Annotated in this window: 19 protein-coding genes; 6 read left to right on the top strand and 13 right to left on the bottom strand. The window is 50.0% G+C overall.

Going from position 1 to position 23,942, the window contains the following annotated elements:
* Nucleotides 1–86 precede the first annotated feature (86 nt).
* From ACO0K4_RS07570 to ACO0K4_RS07540, 7 genes are all read right to left on the bottom strand, one after another.
* Nucleotides 87–1,298, bottom strand: a complete 1,212-nt coding sequence (locus ACO0K4_RS07570) for a hypothetical protein (RefSeq protein WP_422956023.1) — start codon at nucleotides 1,296–1,298, stop codon at nucleotides 87–89.
* Nucleotides 1,299–1,352: 54 nt separating this feature from the next.
* On the bottom strand, nucleotides 1,353–2,120 hold the full coding sequence (locus ACO0K4_RS07565) for a hypothetical protein (protein ID WP_422956022.1): 768 nt from the start codon (nucleotides 2,118–2,120) through the stop codon (nucleotides 1,353–1,355).
* 5 nt (nucleotides 2,121–2,125) lie between these two features.
* Complete coding sequence (locus tag ACO0K4_RS07560; protein ID WP_422956021.1) at nucleotides 2,126–2,704, bottom strand: hypothetical protein; 579 nt, start codon at nucleotides 2,702–2,704, stop codon at nucleotides 2,126–2,128.
* Nucleotides 2,701–2,979, bottom strand: a complete 279-nt coding sequence (locus ACO0K4_RS07555; RefSeq protein WP_422956020.1) for a DnaJ domain-containing protein — start codon at nucleotides 2,977–2,979, stop codon at nucleotides 2,701–2,703. The genes ACO0K4_RS07560 and ACO0K4_RS07555 overlap by 4 nt, the downstream gene beginning before the upstream one ends.
* Before the next feature lie 195 nt (nucleotides 2,980–3,174).
* Nucleotides 3,175–3,888, bottom strand: coding sequence for a pyroglutamyl-peptidase I (gene pcp, locus ACO0K4_RS07550; protein ID WP_422956019.1), 714 nt, complete (start codon nucleotides 3,886–3,888; stop codon nucleotides 3,175–3,177).
* A 397-nt stretch (nucleotides 3,889–4,285) separates the two neighbouring features.
* Entirely contained in the window at nucleotides 4,286–6,550 is a 2,265-nt protein-coding gene (locus ACO0K4_RS07545; RefSeq protein WP_422956018.1) for an OPT family oligopeptide transporter, read from the bottom strand.
* A gap of 182 nt (nucleotides 6,551–6,732) precedes the next feature.
* Entirely contained in the window at nucleotides 6,733–8,010 is a 1,278-nt protein-coding gene (locus ACO0K4_RS07540; protein WP_422956017.1) for an MFS transporter, read from the bottom strand.
* 302 nt (nucleotides 8,011–8,312) lie between these two features.
* On the opposite strand from ACO0K4_RS07540, the gene ACO0K4_RS07535 reads away from it, so the two are divergent.
* The 5 genes from ACO0K4_RS07535 to dcd all read left to right on the top strand — a co-directional run bounded on the left by ACO0K4_RS07535 (nucleotide 8,313) and on the right by dcd (nucleotide 14,284).
* Nucleotides 8,313–9,197, top strand: coding sequence for a DUF1653 domain-containing protein (locus tag ACO0K4_RS07535; RefSeq protein WP_422956016.1), 885 nt, complete (start codon nucleotides 8,313–8,315; stop codon nucleotides 9,195–9,197).
* A gap of 568 nt (nucleotides 9,198–9,765) precedes the next feature.
* The gene (locus tag ACO0K4_RS07530; protein ID WP_422956015.1) at nucleotides 9,766–10,233 is read left to right on the top strand and encodes a (2Fe-2S)-binding protein; all 468 of its coding nucleotides are present in this window, start codon (nucleotides 9,766–9,768) and stop codon (nucleotides 10,231–10,233) included.
* 10 nt (nucleotides 10,234–10,243) lie between these two features.
* On the top strand, nucleotides 10,244–12,382 hold the full coding sequence (locus tag ACO0K4_RS07525) for a molybdopterin cofactor-binding domain-containing protein (protein WP_422956014.1): 2,139 nt from the start codon (nucleotides 10,244–10,246) through the stop codon (nucleotides 12,380–12,382).
* Between the two features lie 168 nt (nucleotides 12,383–12,550).
* On the top strand, nucleotides 12,551–13,570 hold the full coding sequence (locus tag ACO0K4_RS07520) for an XdhC family protein (protein ID WP_422956013.1): 1,020 nt from the start codon (nucleotides 12,551–12,553) through the stop codon (nucleotides 13,568–13,570).
* Between the two features lie 147 nt (nucleotides 13,571–13,717).
* Nucleotides 13,718–14,284 (top strand): dCTP deaminase, encoded by a 567-nt coding sequence (dcd, locus tag ACO0K4_RS07515; RefSeq protein ID WP_422956012.1) that lies wholly within the window; start codon nucleotides 13,718–13,720, stop codon nucleotides 14,282–14,284.
* A gap of 67 nt (nucleotides 14,285–14,351) precedes the next feature.
* Here dcd and ACO0K4_RS07510 read toward each other — a convergent pair whose 3' ends face one another.
* Both ACO0K4_RS07510 and ACO0K4_RS07505 read right to left on the bottom strand, forming a co-directional pair.
* Nucleotides 14,352–15,086, bottom strand: a complete 735-nt coding sequence (locus tag ACO0K4_RS07510; protein ID WP_422956011.1) for a substrate-binding periplasmic protein — start codon at nucleotides 15,084–15,086, stop codon at nucleotides 14,352–14,354.
* A gap of 10 nt (nucleotides 15,087–15,096) precedes the next feature.
* Entirely contained in the window at nucleotides 15,097–15,804 is a 708-nt protein-coding gene (locus ACO0K4_RS07505) for a hypothetical protein (RefSeq protein ID WP_422956010.1), read from the bottom strand.
* A gap of 191 nt (nucleotides 15,805–15,995) precedes the next feature.
* On the opposite strand from ACO0K4_RS07505, the gene ACO0K4_RS07500 reads away from it, so the two are divergent.
* Nucleotides 15,996–16,928, top strand: coding sequence for a glutaminase (locus tag ACO0K4_RS07500; RefSeq protein WP_422956009.1), 933 nt, complete (start codon nucleotides 15,996–15,998; stop codon nucleotides 16,926–16,928).
* A gap of 125 nt (nucleotides 16,929–17,053) precedes the next feature.
* On the opposite strand, the gene ACO0K4_RS07495 is transcribed toward ACO0K4_RS07500, so the two are convergent.
* From ACO0K4_RS07495 to ACO0K4_RS07480, 4 genes are all read right to left on the bottom strand, one after another.
* Entirely contained in the window at nucleotides 17,054–18,499 is a 1,446-nt protein-coding gene (locus tag ACO0K4_RS07495; protein WP_422956008.1) for a DUF1501 domain-containing protein, read from the bottom strand.
* A gap of 13 nt (nucleotides 18,500–18,512) precedes the next feature.
* Nucleotides 18,513–20,282 (bottom strand): DUF1800 domain-containing protein, encoded by a 1,770-nt coding sequence (locus ACO0K4_RS07490; protein ID WP_422956007.1) that lies wholly within the window; start codon nucleotides 20,280–20,282, stop codon nucleotides 18,513–18,515.
* A 223-nt stretch (nucleotides 20,283–20,505) separates the two neighbouring features.
* Nucleotides 20,506–21,429: a flagellar brake protein gene (locus ACO0K4_RS07485; protein ID WP_422956006.1), complete on the bottom strand. Its 924-nt coding sequence runs from the start codon at nucleotides 21,427–21,429 to the stop codon at nucleotides 20,506–20,508.
* 182 nt (nucleotides 21,430–21,611) lie between these two features.
* Nucleotides 21,612–23,882, bottom strand: a complete 2,271-nt coding sequence (locus tag ACO0K4_RS07480) for an Orn/Lys/Arg decarboxylase N-terminal domain-containing protein (RefSeq protein WP_422956005.1) — start codon at nucleotides 23,880–23,882, stop codon at nucleotides 21,612–21,614.
* Nucleotides 23,883–23,942: the final 60 nt, after the last annotated feature.

Genomic DNA, 23,942 nt, shown 5'->3' with positions numbered 1-23,942 from the left:
GCCAAAAAGCCTCTGAAAGCCGCACAGGCATTGCGGGGTGCTGTTTGACTATGTGATAGTTGAGCATGTGAAGAGACAGAAATTACCTATTTCTTCGATTTTTCTATATCGCAATGCTTGTCCAGAAAGCGCAGTGCGCCACTGAAAGTGTTGTCCCAGTCGTCGAGCAGATATGTGTCGGCTTCTTGTACGAAATCAGCCCATTCTTCCAGCAGACTTTCTTGCTTTTCATGCGGTGCTGCACTGTTGATAAAGTCGATGGCTAGGTCGGGATGGAAGCCATCTTTGCGAATTTTTTTTACCAGCGTTCTGGCGTTGGCTTCCGTGATGACGGTCTTTGGCGTACCACCTGCAGCGATGCAAAAAAACAGAGTGAGCAGGGCGTAGACATCGGTCTTGCCTTTGGTGAGCTTTGTCCATTCTTTCGACACCAGTGCATCATATTCGGATGTATCTTCCATCTCGTAATCGCGGATGAAATAACGATCTTTGAGTTCGAACACGACCGTATCCAGAGGCAAGGCGGTATTCAGGATTTTGGGTAAATCATGGGCTTGAATTTCTTGCGAAATCCGCTCGGCGATGGCTTGATAATCGCCTGGTATGGTGTCGAGAGTGTCTTTACTTTTTTTGCTGATTTTTCCTTTTTTACGCACTGCATCAACCAGCTTGGCAAACTCGACTTGATTTACTAAAGTTTCGTCAGATTTGCCCAGAATGCGTAACAGCATGGCGGTACGGATGACCGAGCCAGCATCCGCATCTTGCTCTTGCAGCGACGAGCGTGAGACATCTAACTGATCGCCAAACCAGTACGCTGCAGCGATCTCAATTGCATTCGCCTGACGTTGCGCGAGTACATTCAGATAGTCGGCATCACCGTCCTTGCGTGACCAGATATCCAGAAAATCTTCAACACGCCCTTTTTCTTCCCTGCCCAGCAGCGCATATTCCGGCATGGCGAACAGCGCTTTGAGTAAGCCTGAGCCGCCGCGTGACAGCGTTAAAAAAGTATTGTCAGCGATCATCTTGGCCGCCAGAGCGAGATCACTTTGCGTGGTTTGCTTCAGGTACAAGCTAACCAGATTGACGATACGTTTTTGTGCCATATCGATTTCTGGCCGCAAATATTTACTGCCAAAGGCTTCAGCGATTTGTACCATGCCTTTGGGAGCTTCATTTTCGATCGCGGTGATTTTTTCGGACGTGATGAGACCGTGCTGTACGCCGTAGCGCAACGCGCTTTCAAAAAAAGGGCGATTGTCTACGGTGGCGACTTGAAATGAATTGTCTGACATAGATTTCGATTAAATTGAGAGAATGAACATGTCTGAATCGTGCGCGGCTAGCGGTTAAAGCGCAGATTCTTCGTCATCATCCTTGTCATCGCCATCATCATTGTTTGGCTTGTCATGTTCGTCATCTTCATCTTCCTCGGCCAGTTCGGCCGCTGCGAATTGCAAGCTGGCTTTGTAGCGGGCGCGCAGCTTCATCATCACTTCGCGGAAAATTTCTGGCAATTCATAGCGCAGCAGATAGGTGACTTCCATCCAGTCGTGATCGACCAGATTTGCCATGTCTGATGAGGCACCACGTGGTTCTTCATCGCGGCTAAGATTCATCAGGTCGTCGTCAATCGCCTGGACTTTGGCGTCGTCACCGTAGTGGAACAGATCGAATGTCGCATAGCGATAAAAATGCTCAACCATTTCTACCCGGTCGTACAGATAATCAACCAGCGCATCGTAGCCGCCGTCGACTTCGGCAATCTCGTACAAGAATTCTGCCGGATCGCCGCCCTCGCGAAAGATCACGGAGTTGACCATGCTGCGTAATTGTTCGTGCGTCTGGTCGCCATAACGACGTTCCAGCACGACAGCTTGGGCGAATTGTTCCGGTGTCACCAGCAGGTTCACCAGTGATTCTTTCGATGCATCATATTCGCGGATAATCGCCAGCAGATCTTTGGCCGGAAATTCATCCAGCGCAGCAACCAGGGCTTTGTCACCTTCGGTTTCTGCAAGGGTTGCCAGTGCCGATTCTGCGCCGACGATATCACCGACTTTGACCAGGTTTTGTGCTGCGATCAGTGCCGGGTAGTGCATTTTTGTATTGTCCATCTTCATTAATCCTTACGGTCAAAGCCTTGTTCTGCTAAAAAGTCTGCGCCTGCTTCTTCTAGGTCGTAGCCATCTTCGCTGTCGCCGTCATCCATGTCGTTGCGCACACCGTGTACGTCATGTACGCCATCGTCTTCGTGCTCGGACTCCTCATCCTGATCATCATCTGCTACGGATGGGCTGCTTGCGCGTGATAATTGGCATTTGTTCAGATACTCGAGCGCGGCAGCAATCACCATGAATTGTTCACCATCGGCGTGTTGCAGTACGGTTTTGCTCAAGCTTTCTGCCCATGCCTCCAGGCGCAAATGCTTGGATAGCTCAGCCCAGGGCGTCAGTTGCTGCAAGGACTTGGACAGCAATAATTCGATTTTTAAAGGATTGAGATATTTAAATCCATCGTGAAAGGCGACCGCGACCATCTCTGGATTGCTCTTCATCATCGGCAATAAAAATGGTACTTGTTCGCGTTTTTCTTTCAGGCGGTGCCGCAAAATATCCTTACCTTCGGAGTCGCTGGTTAAATCTTCCAGCTCGGCGTCATACACCGACTGAAGTTCTTGAAAATACTGGGAAAGCTTCACTGCAATACTCCTGATAAATAATTTTTCCAGATTTCGCTGGCAGTTTCCAGCGGATCATCGAGCAAATTGCGACGACGGTTTTCATCATAAGCAGTGCGTGCTGCTTCATCGGATAGCACGTCGTAGGCTTCTTTGCACTCGTGGAATTTTTGTGGCGCCAGGGCTGAGCTGTTACGGTCCGGATGGAATTCAGCTGCCTTTTGGCGGAAGGCTTTTTTTACCTCGGCTAGTGTCGCGGTGGTCGCGATCCCAAGAACAAAATAGTAATCTTTCATGCAATCTCGTATTGGGTAAGATGGGTGCCAGTATGTCCCGCAGGACACAATGAATCACCTCTGGTAAATAACCCTACATCATACCATTTTTGCTGGTCTGTCCTGCTTCAGTGGGGTTTTAGCTGTCTCCGGCCGGATTTGTCGCTTGATTAGGTTCGCTGTCGGGCAGTTAGTGAAGTGAGTTAGTGAAGTGAGTTAGGGGAGTTGCCCACCTGTTTCAACAAGATCGGTTGTGATGTTGAGTGTCGTCTGTATTGCCTGCTGTATGCCTTTGATCATGACGTCCAAGGACATGCTAGGCATGCCAGACATATCCAGTGTAGCCGCGCTGGCCGTAATTTGTTTCGGTAAGTAGGGAATGTGTATGAAGCCACCGCGTACTGGCGGTCGTTTTTTTGCTGCTCTGGATGGACGATTTTTCTGCGCAATGATATGCATCAGTCCGAAGAAGACATGGTTGCAGACAAACGTGCCTGCGGTGTTGGAGACTGATGCGGCAATACCGGCATCATTCATCTGGCGCACGATCGCTTTGATCGGCAGGCTGGAAAAATAAGCATCCGGTGCCCCGGCAATGATGACATGATCAATCGGCTGTTGGCCTGCATTGTCAGGGATCCTGGCGTCATCAACATTGATCGCGACTCGTTCGGGTGATATGTCCGGTCTGCCGCCTGCCTGTCCAAGACAGATAATGATTGTGGGGGCGATGCTATCTATCGCTTGTTGCAGATCAGTGATTGCCTGATGAAATACGCAAGGGAGCTGACGCGCTATAACAGTCGCACCGTCACATTGCCAGCCATCCAGCGCACGCGCGACTTCCCAAGAGGGGTTGATCGTCTGATCTTCAAAGGGCTCAAACCCGGTCAACAGGATGTGTGCAGGAGACGATTTGGCTTTGGTCATAATGACTTTCTCAGGATACATCCGGGACTTATACGAAAACGAAAACCTCTCACCTCAGAGACACTGAGCCTCAGAGAAAGACAAAGAGAAAAAAGCAGAAGCATTCTATTTTATGGAATATTGATACAAAATGAATCCGTAAGCAGAATGCGCCTGTTGACATAAAATGACTCTGAAAGCCGCATCCAGCCTGCGGGTTCAATATTTATGCTGATAAGTAATTTATCTTTTTGGTGCAAGTCCTGATATGGATAAAACTGGGCCAATAATTCGCCATCAAAAAAAGAGCTTAAACGCGGTGGACGTTTAAGCTCTTTTTTAGTTCACGCTCTTGTTAATACGATGATACGACGAATCCAGTGAATGTCTGTTTGATAACTAGATGTTGATCTCCGTTTTAAGCAGGTTTCTTTTCACGTGCTACATAGTACAGCAGCAGGATGATCAAGGCATAAGGGATCATCGACAGCGCGTTAGCGTTGATCCCCTCAAAGAATGGATTGTGCGCTGTTGCCCAGTCATTCAGTGACTTGTCGAAATTCGTCAGAATGCCGGCGCTGAAAGCGATGACGATACCTGCCAGTGCACCACCGGCAATATAGCCGGATGACAGTAATACACCGGAGCTGCTGTCGCCAGCCGCTTGTTTTTCTTCTTCCGTCAGGTTCTTGTTATGGTCGAGTTTGTTATTGCGACGATCAACCAGCCAGCGAATCATGCCGCCGACAAATAATGGTGCTGAGGAAGACAGTGGCAGATAGACGCCGACGGCGAATGCCAGTGACGGAATACCAGCCATTTCGAGAATGATCGCAATCATCACGCCGAAGATCACCAGTGTCCAAGGTAATTGCTGATCCAGAATTCCTTTGATGATATAGGACATCAGGACAGCTTTCGGTGCGTCAAATTTTTTGACCTTGGTGCCATCTGGCAAATCTGTGTAGGTGCCGTTGATGCCCGGATCCACCATGTAGACGACTTTGCCACTCTGATCGACCAGGTATTTGCCAGCAGGACCGCCGACGGTATCGCTTTTTTGCCAGACTTTGTAGGTGGCTTTGTCGCTGTCGGCTTGCGGACCGCTGAGTTGCATCGTGCTGCTGAGCTTGGTGGCGTCCGTGGTCAGGTTAGGTGCAACTTGCGCCGCAGGTACGAAGGTCGTTGCGCTCTCGTTTAGCTTTAACAGGATCGGGCCGAGAATCAGGGCAGATGTGAGCGCACCGGCCAGAATTGCAAACTGTTGCAGACGCGGCGTGGCACCGACCAGATAACCGGTTTTCAAATCTTGTGAAGTCGAGCCAGCGTTACTGGAGGCGATGCAGACAATCGCGCCGACCGACAGGGCGGTGACGTAGTACTGACCGCCAGTCCATCCCATGATCAGGAAAATCAGGCAAGTGAACAGCAGAGTCGCGACAGTCATGCCAGAAATAGGATTGGAGGATGAGCCGATTTCTCCGGTGAGACGGGAGGACACAGTCGCAAACAAGAAGCCAAATACCAGAATCAGGATTGCACCGAGGAAATTCATGTGTAATGGCGTTGCGGCCGTGATGATAGCGATAATTGTCAGCGCACCGATAACGACCCACTTCATCGGAATGTCTTTGTCCGTACGCAAAGTGGATTGCACTGCATTGGCGGTGTTACGCATGCCAGACAAGCCAGCGGTCAGGCTGCGCCAGATCGTTGGCATTGCACGCAACAAGCTGATCAGACCGCCAGCAGCTACAGCACCAGCGCCGATGTACAGAATGTAGGCACTACGGATATTGCCAGGGCTCATTTCGCTGATGAGTTTGGTGCCTGGACTGACCGGCACACTTAGCGCATCGCCGAAAAATTTGATCATCGGGATCAGCAGCAGATAAGACATCACACCGCCGGCAGCCATGGTGGCCGCGATACGTGGTCCGATGACGTAGCCTACACCCAGCAATTCTGGGGAGATTTCAGCGCCGATGGAGCCAGCTTTGAGAGGTGCGCCGAAAGTCGCTTCTGGCGTATCTTTCCAGCCGCGCAGGGCGACGTTGGCGATTTTGTAGATCAGGCCAACGGCAAAACCACCGAAGATGATTTTGGCGCGTTTTGCTGCTTCTGCATGGGCGTTAGGATTATTTGCTTCACCGGCGGCCTCGCGTGAGCTCTGGTCTGCGGCAGCTTTCAAGACTTCGGCGCAGGCAGTGCCTTCCGGGTATTTTAATATGCCGTGCTGTTCTACAATCAGGGCGCGGCGCATCGGGATCATTAACAGAATACCCAGCAAACCGCCAAGCACACCGACCAGCATGACGCGCCAGATTTCCAGGTCAAAACCCAGAATCAAAATCGCTGGCATGGTTACGCCAAGACCAAACGCAATCGACTCACCAGCAGAGCCAGCGGTCTGGGTAATATTGTTCTCAAGAATCGTTGAGTCTTTACCACCGAGTTTTTGTGTCAGACGGAACAGGGTGATCGCGATCACTGCAACCGGAATCGACGCACTGACGGTTAAACCGACTTTCAATACCAGATACAGCGACGATGCACCGAAGATCATACCGAGTATGACGCCCATCACCAGAGCACGGATGCTCAGTTCAGGGAGATTGGCCGAAGCGGGAATATAGGGCTTGAATGCGGGCTTCGAAGCGGTTGATGACAATTCTTTTGGCATTTGTTGTACCTTGTGTTTAGTCAAAAGTAAGCTGGCAGCATTGTGTGCCGCTGGCCGTGATGAGGTCGTAGTCAGCAATCGTCATGGCTTGTGAGCGTAGATTGTTTGCTAATCGGGCATTATGCGGTGAATTCCTTACGCGGCGCAATGGGCGCAGCGGAGAACGAGGTAGAGACAGGGGTTTAGGCGTCGTGCCTGTTTAAATTTGGCAACACCGTGATGCCACGGATGATGGGATTGCGCCATGCCAGGACTGTCAGGATCAATGCACTGATCCCTGCAAATCCCAGCGAATACCGCAATCCTAGGTGCTCGCCCATCCAGCCGCCGATCAGTGCACCGGGACCGGCAGGTAATAAAATCAACCAGCGCATCGTCGATGTCATGCGTCCCAGCATCGGTTCCGGCGTCACTGCCTGACGCAGAGCCAGAAAATTAATAAAAATCAGGACGCCGCCGATCGAGAAACAAATCAGCATAAAACCAAATGCGGCGATGCCCCAATGATTTAATGGCGCAATCGCGAGCAAAGACCAGCCCACGCCGCAGACGGCGATTCCTAATACCATGCAGGGGCCGGGACCCATGCTGCGGCTAATCCGGTTGCCATAAATGCTAGCGATCACTGTGCCTATGCCCATGCCCATATAACTCAGGCCGACTGCCTGTTCGGATAATCCCAATAGCCGGGTAGCGAACAGAATTTGCACCACCAGCGCTGCGTTGTAGCAAAGCTGCCAGCCGCCGACTGTCAGGGCTAGTGCAATCAGGAGTCGTTTGTTGGAAACGAAATTGACGCCAGCTTTCAGGTCGTTCCAAAAATGTGCATCTGCTCTGACCGGACGGATTTCGTTCACATGAATACCGCGCAAAATACCGGCTGAACTCAATAATAAAAAAGCGTCAGTTAGCAAAGCCAATGGCGCACCCATCAGATTGATCAGTCCGCCAGCGGCAGCAGGACCCGCGACCTCTGCTCCCGAGGTCGCCAGCGCATTTTTTGCATACGCCTCGATCAGACGTTCTCTCGGGACAATTTGTGTCAGTACGATCTGCGCCGCCGTGCCGGCAGTCGTATTGACTGCCCCGATGACGAAGCCGACCATATACAACCAGACCATCGTCAGCGAGCCCAGCCACCAGACCAGAGGGACGCTAGCGACGGCGATTGCCAGCAAAGTTTCGCCAACAAAGTACACCGGCAACTTGCGTACCCGGTCCAGCCATACACCCGATGGCAGCGACAGAATGACAAAGGGTAGTGTCTCCATGAAAGTCAGGATGCCCATTTGTGTCGGACTCGCATGCATCAGGACGGCAGCCGTCAACGGCAGCGCGAGCATGGTGACTTGTGCTCCAAATGAGCTGATCAGAATCGATGTCCAGAGGCGACGATAGACCAGGTCGCGCAGCAGATCTTTAGGGTGTAGCGTGAAGTTGTCGAGCAAGTTTTTTATCATCTTTTATCGTTGCAGCGCATTTTGTGGATGTGCTGCGCATGCTGATCAGGCGATTGCCTGACGCCTGAAGGCTTATTTTTTTAGGTATGTGTTCAGTCTGTTTGCGCTGACGACTGAGGGTGATTTGTTGTGTCCCTAACGAATTTCACCCATTACTCACCGAGTGTCCCAACGTAATCAGAATCACGCCAGTCGCGGCGCGGTTTACAATGAGCGAATCAGCTCATGCATCTTACACAGATTTTTATCGTAAAAGATGGAGTGCGGCGCAAAAAAATTAGTTCCCGAAAACAGGTAAAAAAATGTTTGAAAAACCGATCGTCATGCTAGATTTTGAAACCTCCGGCATGAGTCCCGAACAAGGCGGGCGTGTTACTGAAGTCGCTGCAATACGTATTGTTGGCGACCAGATCGTTGACCGTTACGTCTCACTCGTCAATTGCAACATCCGCATCTCACCGTTTATTACAGAATTAACTGGTATCACGCAAGCGATGGTCAACAGAGCGCCACCCGCGTCGGAGGTCATTCCTGAGCTGGTCGAGTTTATCGGAAGCGATACTCTGGCAGCGCATAACGCTAGCTTCGATGAAAAATTTTTACAGGCAGAAAGTGATCGTCTGGGGCTATGGCCAAGTTATGACGGCGTTGTTTGCTCGGTTAAGTTGTCGCGCCGGGTATTTCCCGGATTGAGTAGCTACTCGCTGGGACGACTGGCATCGGATTTAGGTATCCGCTTCCATGGCGCAGCGCACAGAGCAGAAGCGGATGCCGAAGTATCTGCACATCTGTTATTGCGTATCGCGGAAAAATTGCATCAGGATTATGGCATCCATCATGTTGATCCGCGCTTGCTGCAAGAAATTAACAAGCTGACCGCTGCCAAGGTGCCGGCATATCTGAAAAAGCTGATGGCAAAACCGGTATTAAAATCTCCCGGAATGACTGGATCTGCCAACCCGTCAAGCGACACGAATCCTGCCGTCAAGCGCTATCGGCACTACAAGGGTGGTATCTATGAGTTCATCTGCGAGGCAACCCATGAGGCGGATTTGACACCTGTCGTCGTGTATCGCTCTCAAAATGGGAGTGTCTGGACGCGTAACCGCGACGTGTTTTTTGAAGAGATTGATCTGGATGGCGTCAAGATGCCAAGATTCGCTCTGATCGACGAAGGTAGTTACTGACATAGTGGGTGTTGGACAGTATCAGTAGTTTTAGCAATCTCAGTATTTGGCCGCATTCGTCAGATCGTGTCCCCCTCCATACTTAGCCGAGTGCGTCAGCAGAATCAGGCACGGCATTTTTCCGCAAAATAGATGAAGATTTTTCGCTAGTGGAGTCACTATAGTCCTGTCAGACTCTTACCTAGATTCAGGTCCTTTTTTACGCACAATCAGACAAAGGCAAAACGTGCGAGAATAAAAAACCTTACAGCCTCCGTCTTTACTTCCTGTCAGAAACTTCTATGTTGAAAAGTACGTATTGAACTGTTCTTATCGGAAGAGACGGCATGTTTTTTCAAGGCAATATTAAATAGGCTGACTGGCTAAATGAGTGCGGCTGAAAGTTAAAGGAAATTCGCGGAATTGGAGGTCAACGGGCCGCTTTATGCTCTCCGTCCTACAAAAAGATAAGCCGTTGCCGTAAAAAACCGGTGTGCGTTGCAAATAGTCGTAAATGCGTGAATCAGTCGTAGCAGTGCCGTGCTAAAAACGGGTCAAATTGACACAAAATACAATCAGGGAGACAAAGATGAGTATCGGTTTCAATATCAATGGCAAGTCAGTATCGTCAAGTTCTGAGGTGGACACGCCGCTGCTGTGGGTGATCCGTGATGAACTCGGTCTGACAGGAACCAAATTCGGCTGTGGTGCCGCACTGTGTGGTGCGTGTACCGTACATCTTGATGGTGTACCGATTCGTTCCTGCCAGACACCTGTCTCCGCGGTTGCGGGTAAAAAAATAGCCACGGTCGAATCGCTCTCTACCGACAATATGCACGTGTTACAAAAAGCCTGGATCGCGCATGATGTACCGCAATGCGGCTACTGTCAGTCAGGTCAGCTGATGAGTGCCGCGGCCTTGCTCGCTGCGAACAAAAATCCTAGCGATACCGATATCGATAACGCCATGAGCGGCAATATCTGCCGCTGTGGCACCTACAACCGTATTCGTGCCGCGATCAAGTCTGCCGCTGCCGAAATGCGTAAATCAGCTTAAGGAGCGCGCCATGACAACGACAAGACGCGATTTCCTTAAAACTTCGGTGCTGGCTGGTGGTGGACTGATGATGGGGATCAGCCTGCCTGCTGCCGTGGGCGTAAGCGAGGCTCAGGCCGCGGGTACGGTGTACACGCCAAATGCCTGGGTACATATTGCTGACGACAACACGATTACTCTGATCTCTGCACGGTCCGAAATGGGGCAGGGTGTCTATACCTCCATGCCGATGCTGATCGCAGAAGAGCTCGACGTTGACCTGAAAAAAATCAAGGTCGATATTGCGCCGCCAGATGCGGTGTATGTGAATGCATTGCTAGGAGCACAAATCACCGGCGGCTCGACTTCCGTACGTGATGCTTGGGAAAAACTGCGTATTGGTGGTGCTCAGGTCCGCATGATGCTGGTATCTGCAGCAGCCCAAAAATGGAGTGTCGATGCCAGTAAATTGACGACCGCCAATGGGATGGTCAAGGGGCCGGATGGCAAGCAAGCCAGTTACGGCGAATTAGCGGCTGCCGCTTCTAAGTTGCCGGTACCTAAGGATGTCGTTCTGAGAGATCCTAAAGACTTTAAGATCATCGGTAAAGCGACCAAACGTCTTGATACACCGAACAAAGTCAATGGCAAAACCCAATACGGTATCGATGTGAGCTTACCGGGAATGGTGTATGCGTCACTAGAGCAATGTCCGGTGATTGGCGGCACGGTAAAAAGTGTTGATGCGACCAAGGCGCGCAGTATGCCCGGCGTGATCGATGTGGTGCAAATCCCCGACGGCGTTGCCGTGGTAGCAAACAGCTACTGGCGAGCTAAAAAAGCACGTGAAACTTTAGTCGTGCAATGGGATGAAGGTAGCGTCGCTAAAATCAATAACGCCAATATGATGGACGGCATTCGTGCAGCAGCGGCGACCGGTAAAAAAATCAATATCAAGAAGACCGGCGGTGATGTGGATGCCGCGATCAAAGGCGCTGCAAAAATGGTGCAAGCGGAATACAGCTCACCCTTGTTAGCGCATGCCACACTGGAGCCGATGAACTTTACGGCTGATTTTAAAGATGGCAAATGTTTGCTGATCGGGCCGACGCAATTCCAGCAAGGTGCGCAAGGTGCCGTGGCTGCTGCGCTGGCGATCAAGCCTGAAGACATCACGCTAAAAACGACGTTCCTTGGCGGTGGCTTTGGTCGTCGCCTGGAGCTGGATTTTATCGTCCAGGCAGCGCAAATTTCGAAAGCGGTCGGCAAGCCGGTTAAATTATTGTGGACTCGTGAGGACGACACGACCCATGATTTTTATCGCCCTATGGCTTTAAACCGTTTGTCAGCCGGTCTGGACGCGAGTGGTAAGCCAGTCGGCCTGAAGTTTGAGCTGACGTCGCAATCGGTAACGCAGCGCGCTTTTGGTTTGCCGAAAGATACGCTGGATCCTTTCATGGCGGAAGCTTCTGTTGTGCCGTATGACATACCGAACATGACGCAGGATATGGTCATCCATGACGCGGGTTTGCGTGTTGGCTACTGGCGCTCGGTGAGTCATGCATTGAACGCTTTCCCGAACGAGAGTTTTGTCGATGAGATGGCCAAGGCCGCCGGTAAGGATCCGTATAGCTATCGTATGTCCTTGCTCGATAAGCAGCCACGTTTTGCGAATGTGCTGAAGCAGGCTGCTGCCAAGGCAGGCTGGGGCAAACCTTTGCCAGCCGGACACAAGCACGGCATCGCGCTGATGGAAGGCTACGATACCTACATGGCACAAATTGCAGAGATCTCAGTCAATAAATCTAACGAGATCAAAGTGCATAAAGTCACTGTCGTTGCGGATCTTGGTCATATGGTTAATCCGGATACGGTCGAGGCGCAGATTCAATCAAGTATTGCGTTTGGTCTCACTGCGGCCTTATATGGTGACATTACGCTGGTTGATGGCCGGGTTCAGCAAACTAATTTTCACAACTATCCGGTCTTGCGCATGAATGAAATGCCAAAGATCAATGTCACCCTGGTTCAGAGTACAGAAAAACCTGGTGGCATCGGTGAGCCAGCAACGGCACTGATCGGACCTGCGGTAGCAAATGCCCTATGCGCCGCGACCGGCAAGCGTTTGCGCAGCTTACCTCTGACACCGGAGAAAATTGCCAGGGCATGATAGTGTCGTAAAAACGCTCCTCGCAACACTGAGGGGAGCGTTTTTTTGACTACTTCGTGCTTGGAGTTTTTAGAAGTTTTCAACATTAACCACGCAGTATTGATGCGGCTTGCAGAGCCTTTTTGGCCTGTAAGCCGCATCAATACTGCGGTATCTGCCTGAGCAATTATGGATAGCATCGATTTAGAAGTCCTCAAAGCGTGCAATCGCTGGACACAAGCCGGATTGAAATGCCAGCTGGTGACCGTGATTAAAACCTGGGGTTCCAGCCCGCGCCCGGAAGGCGCTATGCTGACTATCTGCGAAGACGGACAGGTAGTCGGATCAGTCTCGGGCGGCTGTATTGAAGACGATTTGATCGAGCGGGTCAGAAACGAGGGCATACAAAGAACCTTGCCAGACATAGTCACCTATGGCATCACCGCCGACGAGGCACATCGTTTTGGCCTGCCTTGTGGCGGTACTATTCAGCTTGCTTTAGAACCCTTGTCCCCACAAAGCCGGATTGCAGAGCTATTGGAGCGCCTGGGTGCGCATCAGCTCGTTGCGCGCCGTCTCGATTTGCAAACAGGAGAGGTCCGGCTTGATCAGGCCAGTTCTGGTATGAGCTTGCAGGTTTCCGCCACTGCACTCACGACCATACACGGCCCACGCTGGCGCCTGCTCATCATCGGCGCAGGACAGCTGTCACGCTTTTTGGCCAGCATCGCCGTGGGGATGGATTACCACGTGACGGTATGTGATCCTCGTGAAGAATACCGGACAGGCTGGCAAGTCGACGGCGTCCAAGTCGTCCACGCGATGCCGGATGATCTGGTCATCGATATGCAATTAGACAGTCGCAGCGCGGTCGTTGCATTGACCCATGACCCCAAGCTAGACGACCTCGCCTTAATGGAAGCACTGAAGTCAGACGCGTTTTATGTCGGTGCCATCGGATCCAGATCCAATAACGCCAAACGCCGTGAACGGCTGAAAGAATTTGACCTAACAGACGCAGAGCTGGCAAAACTACACGGACCGATCGGTCTGTATATAGGTAGCAAAACCCCCGCCGAAATAGCAATCTCCATCCTCGCCGAATTGACTGCAGTAAAAAATAATATTCATCTGCCAGCTGAGGTGCAGGTGGAGCATGCGAAAGAAGTTGCATCTCAGACGGCAACGGCACCTGCTTGTGGAGTGTAATTACCTTAGCTTTACGGCTTGTTGACGTCCACGGTACGGTTAAAAATCGAATTTTCATAACAAATTCGCGTAAAATCTTACCCAAAATCAAACAAAGGCTATTCTGCTGATTCAGCAAAGAAGAAACCTTTCACTAAGGTAGAGAATATGAGTATCAAATCAGACAAATGGATACGCCGTATGGCGCAAGAGTACGCCATGATCGAGCCTTTCGAGCCTGGTCAGGTTCGTACTCGCGGTGAAGAAAAAATCGTCAGCTATGGCACCTCTTCATACGGTTACGATATTCGGTGTGCGGATGAGTTTAAAATTTTTACGAATATCAACAGCACAATCGTTGACCCTAAGAATTTTGATGAAAAATCTTTTGTGGATTTTAAAGGTGATGTTTGTATCATTCCGCCAAATTCATTTGCGTTGGCCAGAACCATGGAGTATTTCCGCATTCCTCGCAGTGTTCTGACAATTTGTCTGGGTAAGTCGACTTATGCTCGTTGCGGCATCATTGTGAACGTAACCCCGTTCGAACCTGAGTGGGAAGGCTACGTGACGCTGGAATTCTCTAATACGACGCCGTTGCCGGCAAAGATTTATGCAGGCGAGGGATGTGCTCAGGTCTTGTTCTTTGAGAGCGATGAGATTTGCGAGACATCCTATAAGGATCGCGGCGGTAAATATCAGGGGCAGCACGGCGTTACTTTGCCTAAAGCCTGATCCCAATAAACATGTCAGCAAGTTGTAATTGTGCTGGCATGTTTATTGGTTTTTATATGCTGTTTTTTCAGTGATAGTGCTGAATTAAATCTGTCAATTTGCCATTCTTGAGAATGGTGTCTATTGCTTTATTTACCTCGTCTGCCTTCACATTACCATTCTTTGAAATGGCGCATTGCGTTTTGAATTCCCTGATGGTTAGTGGTGCATGCAATGGCAGCGAAAAATCCTTTTGCATAGTCTGTGAGTAGAGACCTGCTGCCGTAGTGGCCACGTGGTCGAAGCGGCCCGTTGCTAATTTACGCATGGAAGATTCTATCGATGGCGCATCATCACGTATAAAATTTTCACCCAGAGCCTTTTCCAGGTCAGGATAGACAAAGCCGATTAAGGTACCAATTCTTTGCCCTTTTAGTTCAAGAATGCTTGCCGGTTTCTTTGCCCGTTTTGCCGTGACCACAATTTCTGCTACTGGCAGGAAGGGTTTGCTCCAGTCGAAGGCGCCTGGTAGCCACTCTGGTAAATAGCCGCACAAAACATCGGCCTCACCTGCTTCTAGCGCCTCAGCAAATCGTTTGCGTGGTAAATCGAGGTATCGGACCTTGCGATTCATTTGTTCTGCCAGGGCTTGACCTAGTGCGGACTGGAAGCGCAGGGGCGGTGGCACAGCGGAGGAATTTTTCTGTAGTTCTTCCTTTTGCATGACGATCAGTTCCGCTGCGTTGGCGTTGAACAAACTCGCAGACAAGATTGCGATGATGAGATTAAATCGCAGAGCGCTTAATTGTCGGCATTGTCTCATCGGGATAAATTTATTGAAGTGATCGCTGCGCTGAGTCACAGCCGAATGATTTTAATTCGCTCTCAGTGTTGCGACGCTGTTGGGCGAGAGTGTCCATTGTGCCAGCGCTACCACCGGATTTTTGATCAAGCCGGGCGGTCGCTAACTGGTTTTTGAGAAGATCACATTGCATGCGTTTACGTGCTGCAGCATTCGTTGTATTTGCTGTATCGCTCGTATTGTTAATTGGCTTGTCTTGCTCTGCGTTTGCCCGCTGGGTGGCAGCACGAGCCTGACCCGGTATATCTTCATCTATTCTGGTGCCAAATTGCTGTGCCCGTGTTTTTTCAGCCATACAGTCATTTTCTATGGCGGCTCTGACGTCGCCGGAATTGCCACGGATGGCATACACATCTGCGATCAGTTTGCGGCGCTCACTGGTACTGGCTTCTGCCATTAATTTATCTTGTAGTGCACCGCCCTCACGCATCCAGATGATTTTTTTTGCTTCCTCACCGCGACGGGTACAGCTCAAGTCTAATGCAGGTTTGTCTGACGGGCCGGGTGTTTTGATGGTGCCAATGACTTTTTGCTGGCCACTTTCGCAAGGCTTGTCCTGAAAAACACTGCCGCACCGGTACATTGTTTGCGCTTGCGCTGATATCACTGAGCCTGACGTAAGTGTCGCAAACAAGGTCAATATCAATGCGGAACGATGGAGAGAGTTGCTGTAGTTCATAGGAGGTAAGTCGATACACTAAACCTTTACTTTATCATTTTGAGAAAGGCTTGTGATGCGCATTCTGGCGTCGCCCGTTTCTTTATTTTTCTTGTTAGTGGGACTGTGGCAATTGGTTCACGGAATAAGTGGTCCTTAACATGCTCTTGCTCATATGCTAATCTGTGTGCCCGTTCCAGATTTGAGAAACCATGTCCGTCATTCATTCACCTGATTATCAAGATATTCTGAGTGCGATTTATTACGAAGTACAGCCACTGTTGTCGCAAGGCAAAGTTGCGAGTTATATTCCGCAATTATCCAAGGTCTCACCTGAACAGTTCGGAATGGCGGTATATTGCCTTGACGGGCGCCAGTTTTCGATTGGTGCTGCCGGAGTAAAATTTTCATTGCAGAGTGTGACGAAGTTATTTGCGCTGGCATTGGCTTTTTCACGGGAAGGTGATGCGATCTGGACTCGCGTTGGTCGTGAGCCATCCGGCAGTCCATTTAATTCTCTGGTGCAGCTCGAATACGAGCGTGGTAAGCCGCGCAATCCTTTCATCAATGCTGGAGCATTGGTGATCAACGATATTTTATCCAGTCGTTTTGTTCAGTCAGATATTGCGATTTTACAATTTGCACGTTTGATTGCAGATCAGCTGGATATTGATTTTGATGTGACGGTCGCTCAGTCAGAGCGCGAGACTGCGCATAGAAATTATGCGATTGCGCATCTGATGAAGGATTTTGGTAATCTGCATAATCCGGTGAAGATGGTAATCGATAGTTATTGCCGTCAATGTTCCATCACGATGACATGTGCGGAACTGGCTAAAGCAGGGAGCTTTCTGGCTCAGCATGGAACGATTCCCTGGAGCGGCCAGCAGATCCTCGATGCGAGCTCGGCGAAACGACTGAATGCCTTGATGCTGACTTGCGGTACTTATGATGCCGCGGGTGATTTTGCGTACCGTGTCGGTTTGCCAGCCAAGAGCGGTGTTGGCGGCGGGATTCTGGCGCTGGTGCCGGGAGAACTTGCTGTCGCAGTCTGGTCCCCGGGCTTAGATCCGACCGGTAATTCGCTGGCCGGTACCTATGCGTTGGAACGTTTTACGACCTTGACAGCACGTTCAATTTTTTAGTGAAAATCCATCGCCTGTAGTTAAGATTTTGCTGACGAATTTTAGCTTATGAATCTCAGCTTATGAATCTCAGCTTATGAATCTCAGCTTATGAATCTCAGCTTATGAATCTCAGCTTACGAATTTCAGGCCATGAATCCCAGATTACGATTGGTGAAGTTTGTAATATTCGGGAATACATCGTTGATTTGTGTGGTGCTGAGGCCAAACCAATTTGCCAGCGTCGCACCATATTGATCTACTGAGAATTGGGGTAACAAACTACCTGAGCCCACGTCCTGGTCATGCTTGAGCCCGGTGACAGGGAAGGTACCATAGATGTCCTTGCCCTTGACTGCACCACCGACGATAAAATGGTGAGAGCCCCATCCATGGTCAGTGCCATCGCCGTTACTCGTGAAGGTGCGGCCGAAGTCGGATGCGGTAAACAGGGTGACTGAATTGCGTACGTCAGCACCTTGCAAATTTCCCATAACACCATCGAAATAGGCAATTGCGTGCGACACTTTTGCCAGCAAATCCGCTTGCGAGGTCCGCTGAAAATCATGGGTATCGAAGCCGCCCATACTGACAAAAAACACCTGGCGTTTTGCGCCTAATGCACTGCGTCCCGCAATAATTCGCGCCACAGTTTGTAGTTGAACTGCCAGCGAGTTGGTCGCAAGTGTGCCGGTATTGGGATTCGTGTACTGAGTCGGATTTGGGACGCCGGTGCCGCCAGCTGGTGCCATCGATGGACTGAGTAAGCTTTGCGCATTGATGGAGCGGCTGGTAACAACCGCATGTTCTTTCTGAAGTAAATGAGAGGAATTCGCGGTGATGATCGCTTGTAAGGGATTGGCCCCGGCACTGGACCCGAATAAAGCACCGCTGAGGCCGCCAATCGGTACTGCTCCGGATGCATTGACCTGGTATTGGTTAACGGTTCTGCCCGCGAGAAATACGGCATTACCCGAAGCAGAAATTGATGTGAAAATAGGGTTGCTGTTATTGGCTGCCATCAAATCACCCATACGGCCACCCCAGCCATAAGCAGCACCCTCGGGCGCATACGCTTGCCACAGTGATTGCTGATCGTTGTGCGAAAATAGTTTCGGTGGAAGCGGCACACTGGCAGCCTTGTACTGAGCGAGTGTCGTCGGCACGACCAGAGGGCCGACGTTACTGATAATCGCAGCACGACCATTATCGAACAATCCTTTTAACTCCGTCATGCTTGGATGCAAAGCAAACGTACGTCCTGTCTGCGTCGAATTTGGCGCGATAGGAAGAACACCGCCAGTCGTACCGACGGCGGGCAAGGCAATTGAACCAGCTTCGTTAGTCGTGCGCACTGATAAATATTGCGACCAGGATGTACTGTCGGTTGCTAACACGGTATTCGCATGATCATTCGCGCCAAACATAAACAGGCAGACCAGTGCCTTGTAGTCGTTTGGTACGGTTTGCGCGGCTGCTGACGCCATGGTTGCCAGATTCAGTGCAAAAGGTGCACCTGCGGCGCCCACGACGGACAGGGCTGAGGACATGCGCAGAAACTCGCGGCGTGACGTATTGATTTTAGAAGTCATCTTATTCTCCGGATTATTTTTGCGTCAGGTATTCTGGTGATGCCATCGTCAGGAAGATACTGAGATAGACACGATTTTTTCTGGCGGCATCAGCATTGGTTGTGCTGTTAGTCGGTATCACTACCGAATTTACGGCTGTCAGTATCTGATTGCGTAACGTTGTGCTCATCTGATTTGCGGTGAGTAGCAGGTTGATTTGATCCAGTAACTTATCTGGCGTGTCTGCGAGAGCAATCAGGCTTGTGTAGTCTGCCTTGACGTCGCGGGTTGACGTGCTGCCACTTTGTACAACACCACTTGACGAACCCACACCATTAGGGATTACGTCACGCATGAAATTGAGATAGCCGACCACTGACGTCTCACCGGTAATTTGAAATTCCGGTGCAACTAGATTAGCGCTGGCAATCGTCGTGTTCGGTGGTACGTAACCGGGGCGATAAAAATTAAATACGGTTGGTGATCGCATCGGGGTCTGACTGATTGCACTTAGTGGATCATCCAGATTGGTCAGAAGGAATCGTGTCGTCGTTGACTTTGCGCTGAAGGACCTCATCCAGTTGGCTAAACGTAAAACAGGCTCACGCAGTTTTCCTGCACTTGTAGTGGTAGGACTGGTATCTGTTCTAGCCTCTGTATCTAGTAAAACGGCCTTGATTACAGCCTTCATGTCGCCACGAACACCTTGTCCGTTATTAGCGAACACTGCGGCAACCCGTGATACATACTGTGGGCTGGGATTGCTTGTTACCAGGCGCTGAATCAACTGTTTTCCAATAAAAGGACCGACATTCTCATGATTGTAGAGTTGATCTAATGCGATTTTTAAACTTGCTTCAGGATTGGCGGCTGTCTGAGCGGGTATCGTCACTCCCAAAAATGTTTTGTCAGAAGTTGAATGATATTTGGGATAACTTTGCATAGGCTTCCAGTCCCTGTCGGGATCTGCATTACCGCCGAAAAAGCGGGTGTCGCTTTTATCTGGGCCAGCCCAGCTCCAGCCTGTAAATACTTTTGCCAAACCGGTAATGTCTGCATTGGAATAGGTTTCCAGCGGTTTGCCATTATTGAGTTTAGGTGTGCCATCCTGATTTAGTTGCGTCAGGCCGATCGTGAAAAGCTGCATCACTTCTCTAGCATAATTTTCGTCTGGAACTCGCGTTCCAGATTCTTTTTGGTTACGCAGGGAGGTCAGATAAATTCCCATCATGGGATGAAGCGAAACATTTTCCAGCAATACACGAAAATTTCCAAAAGCGCCGCTAGCCAGTGTGTCGTAGTAAGAAGCTACGCCGCGAGGATAATTGTTGACAGTACTATCTTGGAATGACACAACAAATATCTGTGACAGTGCATACGTGACCCGTTGACGTAACTGGTCGTCGCCCGTAATAGCCTGTTGCCAGAATGACTCAAAGAATTGATTTTGACTAAGTGATGTACTGGCTGGCAAAGTCGCACTAGTCGTATCCATATAGCTACGGTGCATTTTTTGCGGGGAATTAAATTGTGTATCGATCCAGCTACTGTAACCACTGGCAATAACTTTGTTGATATCGTCACTTGTTACACCAAAAGTGGTTTGGCCAAGGAACCTTGCTGCCTGCGTTGATGTCAAGGGTACGACAGGATCTGGGGTTGGCGTTGGTGTGGGAGTTGGATTCGTACTGCCGGTGCTGCCACCGGTAGCCGGACTGGTGGATCCGCCGGAACCACCGCCACATGACGCCAATAACGCGATGACCGATGTGATAACAAAAAATCTGATCAGACTGGACGACATTATTTCTCTCCGCGAGGTTTTGGCAAACTTAGACAAAATGATATTGAGTAGTTTTACAGCATGACTGGTCTAACTACGCTGTTATGTTGGTGATTTATCGTGCCGCCAAAACAGGCAAGATTAATTTCACGGCACTCTGGTTAACATAGTAAGGGTAAAACTTTGTGTCGATAAACTCTTGAAGTGTAATAAATGGTAAGTGCGATATGCTCGCCACAACCGCTTATTCTGTCTCCGCAAGAGTCTGATGAACAAATGCCGACAGGATTAATTTCGCTTGAGTCGGTACATCGATAAACTCAAATCCATGTCGGTATTCATCGCCTGTTTCAGTTGGGCTGACTGAGCGCAATATGACTTTTAAAACCAGAAACTCATCGTTGCCTGCGGCATTAACTTTGAATTTTATTGTGCCGACGTCATTCTTTTTGCCAAGTGGCTTTTTGATCACGCCTGAGGTGCCACCCATGCTCAGATCGCCCAGCGTGGCAGCTGCTGTTTGCTCCGGTTCACCTATGGTTACTGCCGCGATGATTTTTACGGTGGCGCGCGAATTCTGGCGAATTGTGGTGGAGCGTACCTGTTTTGGATATGTTAAATGCAAGTATGCATGCGGGCTAAAAACAGATTTCACTGCCGATGTAGTAAAGGCGTAAGCTCTTTTGCCAGGGAAGGCTCGGACAATAAATGTTTGGCCATCTCTGATGAGCGCGCCTTTTCCGTCGATCATGGGCGCAGTGACCAGAATTGATTTGTTTTTGACGAAGCCAATCAGCCGAACGGTGTAACGTAAATTGGCATTGTCATGCACCTGAAGATAAAAAATTTCACCTACGTGCCAACGTACGCTGTCGAGCTCAATCATTGCTTCTTTATTGAGTTCGGATGTGGGTTTTTCAGGTGCTGTTTCGGATTTGCTGTTTATCGCCGTAGCCACCGTAGTGATGGCTTTTTTTTCAACGTCAGTCCAAAGGGTATCTGAACAATAGCCGTTTTCTAACAAATCATTGAGTTGTGCTTCGTTTGACACGATGGCGCCAGATTCCAGCAACAAATTTCCCCAGGCATCGTACACTGGCCAAGGAACTGCCTGACCAATTTTGATTTCAGCTGGATTGACGGGAGTTAACGAGGACAATTCATTCATGTATCAACTTTGACGCTTATATAGAATTGGATTTTATTGTATCCTGAAATTAGCTACATCATGACGGCACAGACTTAACAGGTGTGTATAAAAAAAGCACTTGTACACACAAGTGCTTTTTTATTTGACTCCTGATTGTGCTCTGTCAATCATAGAAATAATCGCACAAATTCAATCAATCGTTATGAAGCTAATTCTGCACCAGCTTGCACGCAGTCGACAAAGTAGCCTCGTTTGCCATTGACTTCTGCCTTGACCAGACCGTGACAGTCCGTCTCGAAGCCAGGGAATTTCTCGTTGAAATCACGTACAAAGCGTAGGTAATCAACGATGGTTTTATTGAAGCGCTCACCTGGGATCAGCAGCGGAATGCCCGGTGGATAAGGGGTTAACAGGATTGCCGTCACACGGCCTTCCAGCTCTTCAATCGCCACCCGTTCGATCTCTTTGTGCGCCATTTTCGCGAATGCATCTGATGGCTTCATCGCGGGCTGCATGTCTGAGAGGTACATTTCTGTCGTCAATCTTGCTACGTCATGAGATTTGTAGGCCTCATGGATACTCTGGCATAAATCACGCAGTCCCATTCCCTCATAGGTCGGGTTGGCCGTTGCAAATTCAGGCAAGATACGCCACATTGGCTGGTTCTTGTCGTAGTCGTCCTTGAACTGTTGCAGGGCAGTCAGCAGCGTGTTCCAGCGGCCTTTCGTAATGCCGATCGTAAACATGATGAAGAAGGAATACAGACCGCATTTCTCAACGATCACGCCGTGTTCTGCCAGATATTTCGTGACGATTGATGCCGGAATTCCTGACTCCCCGAATTTGCCTTCTAGCGACAGACCCGGAGTGACAATCGTAGCTTTAATCGGATCCAGCATGTTGAAGCCCGGAGCAAGCTTGCCGAAGCCATGCCAGTCATCTTCCGCATGGATCATCCAGTCATCACGTGATCCTATGCCATCTTCTGACAGGGCATCTGGCCCCCACACCTGGAACCACCAGTCTTGTCCCCATTCCTGATCGACCTTGCGCATGGCGCGGCGGAAGTCGAGTGCTTCCAGAATCGACTCCTCGACTAATGCGGTACCGCCCGGGGCTTCCATCATCGCTGCTGCGATGTCGCAGGATGCAATAATGGAATATTGCGGGGAAGTCGAGGTATGCATCAGATAAGCTTCATTGAAGCTATCTCGGTCCAGTTTGACCGTTTCTGATTCACGTACCAGAATTTGCGAGGCTTGTGAAATACCTGCCAGCAATTTGTGTGTCGATTGAGTGGAAAAGATCATCGATTTTTTGGCGCGTGGACGGTTTTGACCAATCGCATGCATATCCTTGTAGAAGTCATGGAAAGTCGCATGTGGCAGCCACGCTTCATCGAAATGCAGGGTGTCGATTTCGCCATCCAGCAATTCTTTCAAAGTCTCGACGTTGTACAGTACGCCGTCATAGGTCGATTGTGTGATCGTCAGAATACGAGGTTTTTTATTCTTGGCTTCACGTGCGAACGGGTTGGCTTCGATCTTTTTACGGATACTTTCCATGGAAAATTCTTCCAGCGGAATCGGTCCAATGATGCCCAGATGATTACGCGTTGGCATCAGGAAAACCGGGATCGCGCCGCACATGATGATGGAGTGCAAAATCGATTTGTGGCAGTTACGATCAACGACGACGATGTCGCCTGGTGCTACCGTGGAGTGCCATACCATTTTGTTCGAGGTGGAGGTGCCGTTGGTCACGAAGTAGCAGTGATCGGCATTAAAAATACGTGCAGCATTACGCTCTGACGCGGCCACCGGACCCGTGTGGTCGAGCAACTGACCGAGTTCTTCTACCGCATTGCAAACGTCGGCGCGTAACATGTTTTCGCCAAAAAACTGGTGAAACATTTGTCCGATAGGCGATTTCAGAAATGCGACGCCGCCGGAATGCCCGGGGCAATGCCATGAGTATGAGCCGTCATTGGCGTAATGCACCAGCGCACGGAAAAACGGTGGAGCCAAGCCATCCAGATAAGACTTTGCTTCGCGGATGATGTGGCGGGCGACGAATTCCGGCGTGTCTTCAAACATATGAATGAAGCCATGCAATTCACGCAGGATGTCATTTGGGATGTGGCGCGAGGTGCGTGTTTCACCGTACAGGTAAATAGGGATGTCGGCGTTTTTGTAACGGATCTCTTCGACGAAGGCGCGCAGGGATTTTAGTGCGTAATCGGTTTCTTCGGTCGAGCCGCCACCGAACTCTTCATCGTCGATGGACAAGATAAATGCGGAGGCGCGTGATTGCTGTTGGGCGAACTGCGACAAATCACCGTAACTGGTGACGCCGAGTACTTCCATGCCTTCTTTTTCCATCGCGTCAGCAAGTGCGCGTATGCCGAGGCCAGAGGTGTTTTCAGAACGGAAATCTTCGTCAATGATGACGATCGGGAAGCGGAATTTCATGAGGTCTCCAGAGAGCTTGTTACGAGGGAGACGCCTGGGCAAGTGAAGCCGGTAGATAAA

Origin of the sequence: Undibacterium sp. RuTC16W (assembly GCF_049339445.1) — a bacterium.
Taxonomy (GTDB): domain Bacteria; phylum Pseudomonadota; class Gammaproteobacteria; order Burkholderiales; family Burkholderiaceae_D; genus Undibacterium.
The sequence above is the reverse complement of the archived record's forward strand: the minus strand, read 5'-3'. Positions and strand labels throughout refer to the sequence as shown.